Annotated in this window: 7 protein-coding genes; 5 read left to right on the top strand and 2 right to left on the bottom strand. The window is 43.7% G+C overall.

The window, feature by feature from the left end; all coding sequences use genetic code 11:
• Window positions 1-43: 43 nt before the first annotated feature.
• The 5 genes from A3766_RS04985 to fabR all read left to right on the top strand — a co-directional run bounded on the left by A3766_RS04985 (window position 44) and on the right by fabR (window position 4859).
• Window positions 44-1555, top strand: coding sequence for a monovalent cation/H+ antiporter subunit D family protein (locus A3766_RS04985; protein ID WP_068508490.1), 1512 nt, complete (start codon window positions 44-46; stop codon window positions 1553-1555).
• Complete coding sequence (locus A3766_RS04980; protein ID WP_068508488.1) at window positions 1556-1810, top strand: hypothetical protein; 255 nt, start codon at window positions 1556-1558, stop codon at window positions 1808-1810. It begins immediately after the preceding gene.
• The gene (locus A3766_RS04975; RefSeq protein WP_068508486.1) at window positions 1803-3527 is read left to right on the top strand and encodes a Na(+)/H(+) antiporter subunit D; all 1725 of its coding nucleotides are present in this window, start codon (window positions 1803-1805) and stop codon (window positions 3525-3527) included. The genes A3766_RS04980 and A3766_RS04975 overlap by 8 nt, the downstream gene beginning before the upstream one ends.
• Before the next feature lie 179 nt (window positions 3528-3706).
• Window positions 3707-4045, top strand: coding sequence for a rhodanese-like domain-containing protein (locus A3766_RS04970; RefSeq protein ID WP_068508484.1), 339 nt, complete (start codon window positions 3707-3709; stop codon window positions 4043-4045).
• 199 nt (window positions 4046-4244) lie between these two features.
• Complete coding sequence (gene fabR / locus A3766_RS04965; protein ID WP_068508482.1) at window positions 4245-4859, top strand: HTH-type transcriptional repressor FabR; 615 nt, start codon at window positions 4245-4247, stop codon at window positions 4857-4859.
• A gap of 24 nt (window positions 4860-4883) precedes the next feature.
• On the opposite strand, the gene A3766_RS04960 is transcribed toward fabR, so the two are convergent.
• Together A3766_RS04960 and ligA are read right to left on the bottom strand one after the other, a co-directional pair.
• The gene (locus tag A3766_RS04960) at window positions 4884-7439 is read right to left on the bottom strand and encodes a Calx-beta domain-containing protein (protein WP_068553186.1); all 2556 of its coding nucleotides are present in this window, start codon (window positions 7437-7439) and stop codon (window positions 4884-4886) included.
• A gap of 116 nt (window positions 7440-7555) precedes the next feature.
• On the bottom strand, window positions 7556-9473 hold a 1918-nt coding region (ligA, locus tag A3766_RS04955), incomplete at its 5' end, for an NAD-dependent DNA ligase LigA (RefSeq protein ID WP_068641825.1).

Below are 9473 nucleotides of genomic sequence, written 5' to 3'. Positions count from 1 at the left end.
TCCAGAATACAACCTTAAGTATTAATGCTCAGGAGGTTTCTCCATGAACCTCTGGCAAGGTATTGAGCCATCACAGCTGATCACCCTCTCGATTCTTGTACCTTTTATTGGTGCGTTAATCGTTATCGCAACAGGTAAGAACCCAAACATCAGAGAGGCTGTCACATTAAGTACAGCAGCTATCTTATTCTCTATCGTATTAGCAATTACCGACTATACCTTTCAGGGTGTTGCCCTTAAGCTTGATGTTATCGACTTATTTCCAGGTCTTGGGATCAGCTTTGAAGTTGAACCCCTTGGCGTACTTTTCGCTATTGTAGCGAGCTTCTTGTGGATCATTACCAGCATCTACGCGATTGGTTATATGCGAGGCCACAATGAAGAAAACCAAACTCGATTTTTCTGCTGCTTCGCACTGGCGATCAGTTCCGTTATGGCAATTTGCTTCTCAGGCAACCTGCTAACACTATTCATATTTTATGAAGTATTAACACTGTCAACTTACCCACTAGTAACACATGCTGGGACTGAAGCAGCCAAGCAAGGCGGCAGAACTTACCTCGGCATCTTGCTTAGTACATCAATCGCATTTTTACTCTTTGCTGTCTTGGGTACTTACAGCTTAACAGGCACATTGGATTTCCAAGCAGGTGGAATTTTTGATAATTCACACAGCAAGGCCGTCCTTAGCGTTCTACTCGTTCTATTCTGCTATGGCATTGGTAAAGCAGCCATTATGCCTTTCCATCGCTGGCTACCTGCCGCAATGGTTGCGCCAACACCGGTTAGTGCACTGCTACACGCTGTCGCTGTCGTAAAAGCGGGCGTGTTTAGTATCCTAAAAATAATTATTTATATCTTCGGGATCGACCAGCTTAAAGAGCTCGCAACCACAGATATTATGCTCTATATCGGCGCTGCCACGATACTGCTCTCGTCTTGCATTGCTATGACTAAGGACAACCTGAAAGCTAGACTGGCCTACTCTACAGTAAGTCAACTAAGCTACATTGTCGTGGGTGCTCTGCTTGCTTCATCTATCGCCCATGCCGGTGCTGCCTTACATATCGCCACACATGCTGTTGGTAAAATCACCCTCTTCTTCTGCGCCGGTGCAATTATGGTTGCCAGTCACAAAAAGAACATCAGCGACATGGTGGGACTTGGCCGGCAAATGCCACTCACCTTTGCTGCTTTTGCGATTGGTGCAATAAGTATAATTGGCCTTCCTCCTATGGCAGGAACCTGGAGCAAGTGGTATCTGACAATGGGCGCTCTTGAATCTGACAAGCTCATCATTGTCGCCGTGCTAATGATAAGTTCCTTGCTTAATATCGCTTATCTTTTGCCCATCCCAATCAAAGCATTCTTTAATACCCAAGCAAAAGAATCTAAGCCTTGGGCATGGTCGGACACTAAAGAGGCTCCGTTACCAATTTTAATAGCACTTGGCGTGACTTCGTTTGGATGTCTTGCCTTGTTCTTCTATCCTCAACCCCTGATCGATCTAATAAATTTGATTCCAGGTGTATCAACGAATATGGGGGAAGGCTAAATGTCTGATCATCACTCTTCAGATGGCTGGTTCGACAAGCCAGAAAACGTCAAAAAGATGTTAAAAGTATTTTATGTCGCATGTGCTTTGCTAGTGATTGCTGACTTTATTGTTCACCGCCATATTTACCACAGCTGGGAGAACTTCCCTGCTTTTTATGCCATTTACGGCTTTGTAGGCTGTTCTATTCTCGTTTTCATAGCAACATGGATGCGAACCTTTCTGATGCGAGGTGAAGATTACTACGATGAGTAATGTGATTCCATTTCTTCCCCTAATGCTAGGTGCTTTAGCTGCGTTACTATTACGTGGCTGGACACGAAACCTCATCATGTTAGCGGCTCCCATTTTAGGTGCTCTTAACTTGGTCGGCCTAGAGCATGGCGTATTCTGGTCTATGGAGTTTATGGGCTATGCACTAGAGCCAGTTAAGGTTGATAAACTTAGCTTGATGTTTGGCTATCTTTTCCATCTTGCTGCTCTAATCGCCATCATCTACGCCTTGCACGTTAAGGATACTGTGCAGCACGTCGCAGGCCTCGCCTACGCAGGTAGTGCTGTCGGCGCAGTATTTGCCGGTGACTTACTTACCCTTTTCGTCTTCTGGGAGTTACTGGCACTCACATCCGTATTTCTTATTTGGGCTCGTCGAACAGATCGAGCCTATTCTTCTGGTATTCGCTATCTGATCATTCAAGTATTATCTGGCGTTTTGTTACTTGCAGGTCTATTGATCTTCGCGCACGTTAACAATAGCTTACTATTCACTCATATCGGCTTGCAGCATGAGGGCATCGCCCAAGTTGGTGCATGGCTAATCTTTTTCGCCTTCGGAATCAAGTGTGCCTTCCCTTTTATGCACAACTGGTTAACTGATTCGTATCCTGAAGCGACACCAAGCGGAACAATATTTTTAGCCTCGTTCACAACAAAGGTCGCGGTGTATGCTTTTGCTCGGGCCTACCCCGGTGAAGAAATTCTCGTATGGATTGGTGTCACCATGGCATGCTTTCCAATTTTCTTTGCAGTTATCGAAAATGATCTCCGCCGAGTACTTGCCTACAGCCTTATTAACCAAATTGGTTTTATGATTGTGGGGATTGGTATAGGTACCGCCATTGCATTGAACGGTGCCGTTGCCCATGCCTTTAATGATGTTATATTTAAAGGTCTGTTGATGATGACAATGGGCGCTGTCTTGCACATGACAGGTAAAATCAATGGCTCAGAGCTTGGCGGCCTTTACAAGAGCATGCCAAAAACAACCATACTTTGTATTGTTGGTGCTGCGTCTATCTCGGCCTTCCCGCTTTTCAGCGGCTTCGTATCGAAGTCAATGATTATGGCTGCTGCAGTAGCTGAAGGCTATGATGTTGTTTGGTTATTATTACTATTTGCCGCTGCCGGCGTATTTCATCACGCGGGCATCAAGATTCCTTACTTCGCATTTTTTGCTCACGATTCAGGTATCCGTACAACTGAACCACCCAAAAACATGCTAATTGCGATGACCTTAGCAGCCGTTGGGTGTGTTGTACTAGGTACCTTTCCTGCTCAGACTGTTTACGCTCTATTGCCCTGGGAACACAGCTACCAGCCCTACGATATTACGCACGTTCTTACGCAGTTACAGCTTTTGTTCTTCTCGGCTCTAGCGTTTGTATGGTTAAACCTGCGCAATCTATACCCGCCAGAACTACCTTCCACAAATCTGGATGCTGACTGGTTATACCGAAAGCTTGCTCCCGCGTTTGTAAAAAGGCTAGCATGCACGATCTATTGCACCTATGAAAAGATTGAAAAATCACTCGCTTATTCAATTAAGCAAATGATTCAAAACTCTTATGACACCAAAGCTGGAAAACCAAAAGGATACTTTGCAAGGCTATGGCCAACTGAGACCATGGTTGTTTGGGTCGCCATTTTGCTAGCAGTATATTTAATGATTTATTACTTTCCTGAGCTGCTCTAATCGAGCAGCTTTTCAACTAAGTAAATCTTTATTAGCTCCAAGAGTCCCTAGCTAGGTTGTATTCTATTTTGCGTACATAGATCATAATACCTCCGGTTACACTCCCTCGTTTTTTGACATATTTGCCTTCGGTTTCTAGGCTTTATATTAGCCTCTACTCATTACAGGGACTTAAAGCTATGAGATTACCATCCTATTTATTCCGCCTAGTATTACTATGTTTTGCCACCTTTGGCTCCAATATCATATTGGCAGACCCTGTCTGGATCGACGTGAGAAGTAAAATTGAACACACTTTCGACCATATAGATGGTGACCTACGTGCCACCCACAACGAAATCGTTCCTATAGTTAGCCGGCAGTATCCCGACAAAAACACTGAGATTGTTGTTTATTGCGCCAGGGGTGTGCGCGCGGAAAAAGCGAAGAATGCTTTGATTGCAGCCGGGTATAGCAGAGTTACAAATGCAGGTGGCATTGACGATGTGCGGCAGAAACGCAATATTTCAACAGATTAAATTCACCATGCACTACCCGCAAGGTATTAAATAACTTATCCAAGAATAAAATGAGCGCAGGTTAATCTAGCTGATACTTAGGCCGCACTGGCGATAGCTAATTATCGTTAATTATGAGTGGATTACGCCCACAAGACTAATTGTTAGTGCTATCATTATCGAATACGCTAAATTATTAATTGTTCTGAGAAAAGTAGCTGTGACAAAACGTTCTGAGCAGAAACAAAAAACACGAAGAGCTTTATTAGATAGTGCTCTAGATTTATTGAGTCCCGAGCGCGTCTATTCCGGGCTCAGTCTGCGTGAGGTAACACGTGGGGCGGGTATTGCACCAACCTCCTTCTATCGACACTTCGATGACATGAACGACCTTGGTTTAGCCTTGGTCGAAGAGGCAGGTTTAGCATTACGCCAACTTCTTAGAAAGGCTCGCTCCAGAATTCAAGAACAAGGCACTGCAATTGATATTTCTGTCGATACCTTTATTGAATACCTTATGAGCAACACAAACCACTTTCGTTTGTTGTTACGGGAGCATACTGGTAACTCTCAAGAGTTTAGATCTGCGATTAATTTGGAAATTCGACACGTTGTTACTGAGCTTGAAGAATATCTTAAAGTGCGCGCGATAGAAGGAACAAACAAAGCCGCCTTGGATTATCAGACGCGCAACGCTTTAGCGGAAGCTATGGTAACGATTGTTTTTCAGATGGGCGGCAACTGCCTGGACGCCACAAAGACCGAACGCACGAAAGAAGCAGACAAGACAAAGCTTCAGTTGAGAATGCTACTAAAAGGCGCTTATAGCCTCTGAGCACCACTTTATCATTGTGAAACGCTATAGTGGCGAGGACAACATTTCGCCACTATTAGAAAACGCCGATATCCTATAAGTCTCCTGCCCAGGGTCAGTTTGCATTTCACTCCACAACACAAGAAACTTACTATCACTATACTCCTTAAGTGATATCACTCTGTCATTTTGTATTGAACCAAATTGCACAAGCCCAATCTGTGAATATCCGGCTCCCTCTCTGCCAAGTACCGTCACAAAGGCATCATCACCACCAAGTTTGGTTTGATCAGAAAACTGACCATCAGTTTGTCCTGCGACAATAAGCAAGTCGTCTTCATCAGTATTTATCATCGCGACACCAACATCAGCCCCGGATGAAGAAATTTCTGTATAACCAGTCGAATTAAAAGCAGAATCATAACTATAAACCACCACATCCCTGGTTAACGAGCTTGTCACACCTGTGGTTGAGTACTCTAATCCAAGGCCATCAGCTAGCACACTAAAGCCGGAAAGGTCAGAGTCATATCTGATCACCCTTACATTATCATCACGGTTTGAACTTATTTCTGGAAAATCTACATTCTCGCGAGTGAGCTTTGTGCTTACAGAAAGTGAACCAATAGCTCCATCCATCGAACTCGTTCTTATTCCGCTAAGCGAAATCAGGTCTCGATTGCCCGCATCGATGCTTTTTATGTCATCGTCTTCTTCAGTTCCAACAAAGCGATACCAAACAGGTGCATTGTTAGTGATATCAATTTTATAGACAAAGCCGTCGACTCCGCCTCGATTCGCAATATCGGCAGGCTCACCATTCAACATGAACCCAGAGGTATTTCCCGAAACGTACAATTCCTTACCATACAAGCGAGTACTGCTTATGAAATCATCTTCCTCGCTTCCATAATATGAAGTAGACTCGACATCAAACGCGCCGGATTCACTCCCAGCCAAGACCATAACGCCAAAATCGCGGCGTCCAAAAAAACCATCAGCATTTTGCGCTTCCACTTCGTACACAATAACTATTCGATCAACTTCATCCTTACTTGTCGAAATTGATATTGGCTTAAGATTCGTATCTGGAAGCGCAATGACCAAGTCAGACAGGCCGTCAACTAAAGCAATATCGCCAGAACGATGCCTCAAACTCAAGGTAATTACGCTATTAATATTTGAAGTGTCAGAAATTAAGGAAATTACACGGCCATTTGAGTCAATAGTAAAATCTACAGCCTCTTGTCCAATTTCACCTCTTGCAACAACTGCGTTATCGACCCAGTCATTGATAATAAACTCACTTGGCTCTGCATCAATAATATCCTCAATATCTGTACGGATAACTATTTTTTCATCTTCGCTTAAGTCGTCATCGAAATCTTCGTTCTCTAGAATATCAACGGAAATCGCCCCGTTTAGACTACCAGCAGGAATCAGCAAAACTCCGTTTTCAGGGGTAAGCAAATAATCAGACTGCTCCGCTGTTGTTTTATCTGTATCGACATAAATAGCAATTTCAACGTCTGCTACATAGGGTGCCCGTAGGTTAACGGGAATGTTGTAAGAGGAGCCCTCATTTCCTACACTTTCAATATTTGACATTGTTACGCTAGGCTCATTGTCGATAATTTCAATAGTTTTATTTGCTGAAGCAATGTCTATCAGCGCACCTTCTACCGAGGTAAATTCTATTTCAAAGGTCTCATTACTCTCAATTATCCCATCATCAATTGTCTCTACCAACACAAAACAGGCTGACTGCCCAGCCTCAAAGACTACCTTACCATCACCCTCTGCAATTGAACGATAATCAACATCAGGGCGAGCATACTCTATGTTCGAGGCGTTTCTTTCTCGCAGATCTGAGCTGTATTTGGATGTGGTTTTATAATAAGCAGTTGTCCGTTTTGAGACAGGTGCCTCTAATTCAACAAGGAAAGCTGCAGGGTAAACATGCACGCCGTCGACATCCCTACGGCCTAAACTTATGTCACCAACTTGGTTACAAACGAGGGTGTTACCAGCATTATAGGCCGTTACAAGATTATTAATGCTTGCGATAGAGGAAGCCCCCTCGTTGATAATCGAGCCTCCCGAGAAAGAAAGAGCGTTTGCAGCAACAGAGAAATCATATGTTTCAGAAGTTGAATTAATACCATCACTCAATTCAAGCCCGTATGTATAGTTTCTACCTACCAGAGTTTCCGGAGATGCTCCCTCTGGAAACTCTACTAAAGCCTCTAGCTTAAATGCAGGCTTTATTGCGTCATCATCATCAGCGGAAGAGCTAATGTTTTCGATGTACATATCAACAATATTCGTATCGATGTCGGTTACATCATCATTAATTTCAGGATGCTTAACATAGGCCATTTGATATGCACCAGACCCACCAGCAGCACCAAAAGTAAATGTAAATGGACTATCGTAGTATAGGGTTTGGGGTGGGAATCCAAGTATTTCGAGTGGTGGGCTGGATAGCTCGACAGCAGCTATTTGTGGTTCAGAGCTATCACTATCGCCAGTACAGCCACCGATTAGCATTAGACAAACTGATGTAAAAGTTGCTTTGATCAAGACGTGCAAATAATCCATTACTCTACTCATTGTTTTTTTGCGTTGACGTCGCAAATTATTGAATCTATTAAATGATATTAAAAACAGTGAGTAAGTGACAGCTGGACTTTATGGAAACGTCTTATGGTTCACACTTATTTAACTAGTGAGAGCACTTGTTCCTCATTAAGCACCTCGACACCGAGTTTAGCTGCCTTATCTAGCTTAGAACCGGCAGCATCACCCGCAATTAAGTAGTCCGTTTTGCTAGATACACTTGATTGAACTTTGGCACCATTTTCCTTAAGTAGTGCTTTCATCTGGTCACGCCCCATACTTGGAAGCGTACCGGTAATAACAACTTTTTTGTCTTTAAACGCACTTTCAAAGCTTTGCTTTGGCACAATTAAAGGCGCTGGACTCACTCCCAACTCGATTAGCTGGGATATTTTTTGTTGATTGTTCTCGAACTGAAAAAACGTAAATATATTGTCAGCCATTATCGGCCCGATATCATTTAACGCTATCAATTGCTCTTTGCTTGCTTGCATTAAGCGCTCTAGTTTTTCAAACTGCTCAGCCAATAGCTCTGCCGTTGTTTCACCAACCTCTGGAATTCCCAAAGCGAAAATAAATTGAGCAAGTGTACATCGCTTGGATATCTCGATGGCGGATACAATATTTTTTGCTGACTTTTCACCCATACGCTCTAAGAGCGCTAAGTTCTTTGCATCAAGTCTATATAAATCACTTACGTCCTGGATTAGCTCTTTATCAATAAGCTGGTCGATTAACTTATCACCCAAACCGTCAATATCCATAGCCTTTCTACTGGCAAAGTGCTTTATAGACTCTTTTAATTGCGCGCCACAGACAAGTGTGCCGCTACATCGAGCGAGCACGCCATCTTCTTCAATTTCTACAGGGGAATCACAAACGGGGCAGCACTTTGGCAGGACAATATCAACACTATCTGGTGGTCGACGCTCTTTAACACATCGTACAACTTTAGGGATTACGTCACCGGCACGGCGAATGACAACCGTGTCACCTACCCTTATTTGTAAACGCTTAACTTCATCCATATTATGCAAGGTTGCGTTGCTAACGGTCACGCCACCGACAAAAACAGGCTTTAAACGAGCAACAGGCGTGAGAACGCCGGTACGCCCAACCTGAAAGTCAACGCTTTCGAGCACTGTAAGCTCCTCTTGAGCAGGAAACTTATAAGCAACAGCCCAGCGTGGCGCACGCGCAACGAAGCCTAATTCCATTTGGGCTGCAAAATCATCCACCTTAAACACGATGCCGTCTATTTCATAATCGAGTGATGACCTCTTATCGCTAAGCATCTCACAGTAAGCGATACATTCCTCAATATTTTGAAGTTGCTGCATATCGCTATTGACCACAAAGCCCCATTCATTAAGCTTTTCAAGTGTTGAGAAGTGACTACTGGGAAGCCCTAGTCCAGAAGAGTAGCCAACAGAATAGGCGCACATCTTCAATTGCCTTTTCGCTGTCACTTTGGAATCGAGCTGGCGTAAACTACCTGCGGCAGCATTACGCGGATTAACGAACAGTTTGTCTCCGTTCGTTTGCGCTTCTTCATTAAGTCGATTGAATGAAACCAGAGGCATAAATATCTCACCCCTCACTTCTAGTTCATCAGGGAAACCACTACCAAGCAAACGAAGCGGTATTGAGTTGATGGTACGTACGTTGTGAGTAATATCTTCGCCCACTTTTCCATCACCACGAGTCGCACCATAAATTAACTTGCCTTGCTTATAAAAAAGGCTTACTGCAACACCATCTAATTTTGGTTCTGCAACATAACTTATCGTGGCAGAGCCGCTTAGGCGCGCATGTAGTCGAGAATCAAAGGCCTGTAAATCATCAGCAGAAAATGCATTATCCAAAGAAAGCATAGGAATCTTATGCTCAATCTGGGCGAATTTATCGAGCGGTTGGCCGCCAACCCTTTGAGTCGGAGAATCAGCACTAATTAACTCCGGGTACGCAGCTTCAATATCTTGAAGCTCCTTAAATAATCGATCGTATTCGGAGTCG

Source organism: Oleiphilus sp. HI0132 (assembly GCF_001635845.1).
Note: the sequence above shows the minus strand (reverse complement) of the source record. Positions and strands in the feature narration are given on the sequence as shown.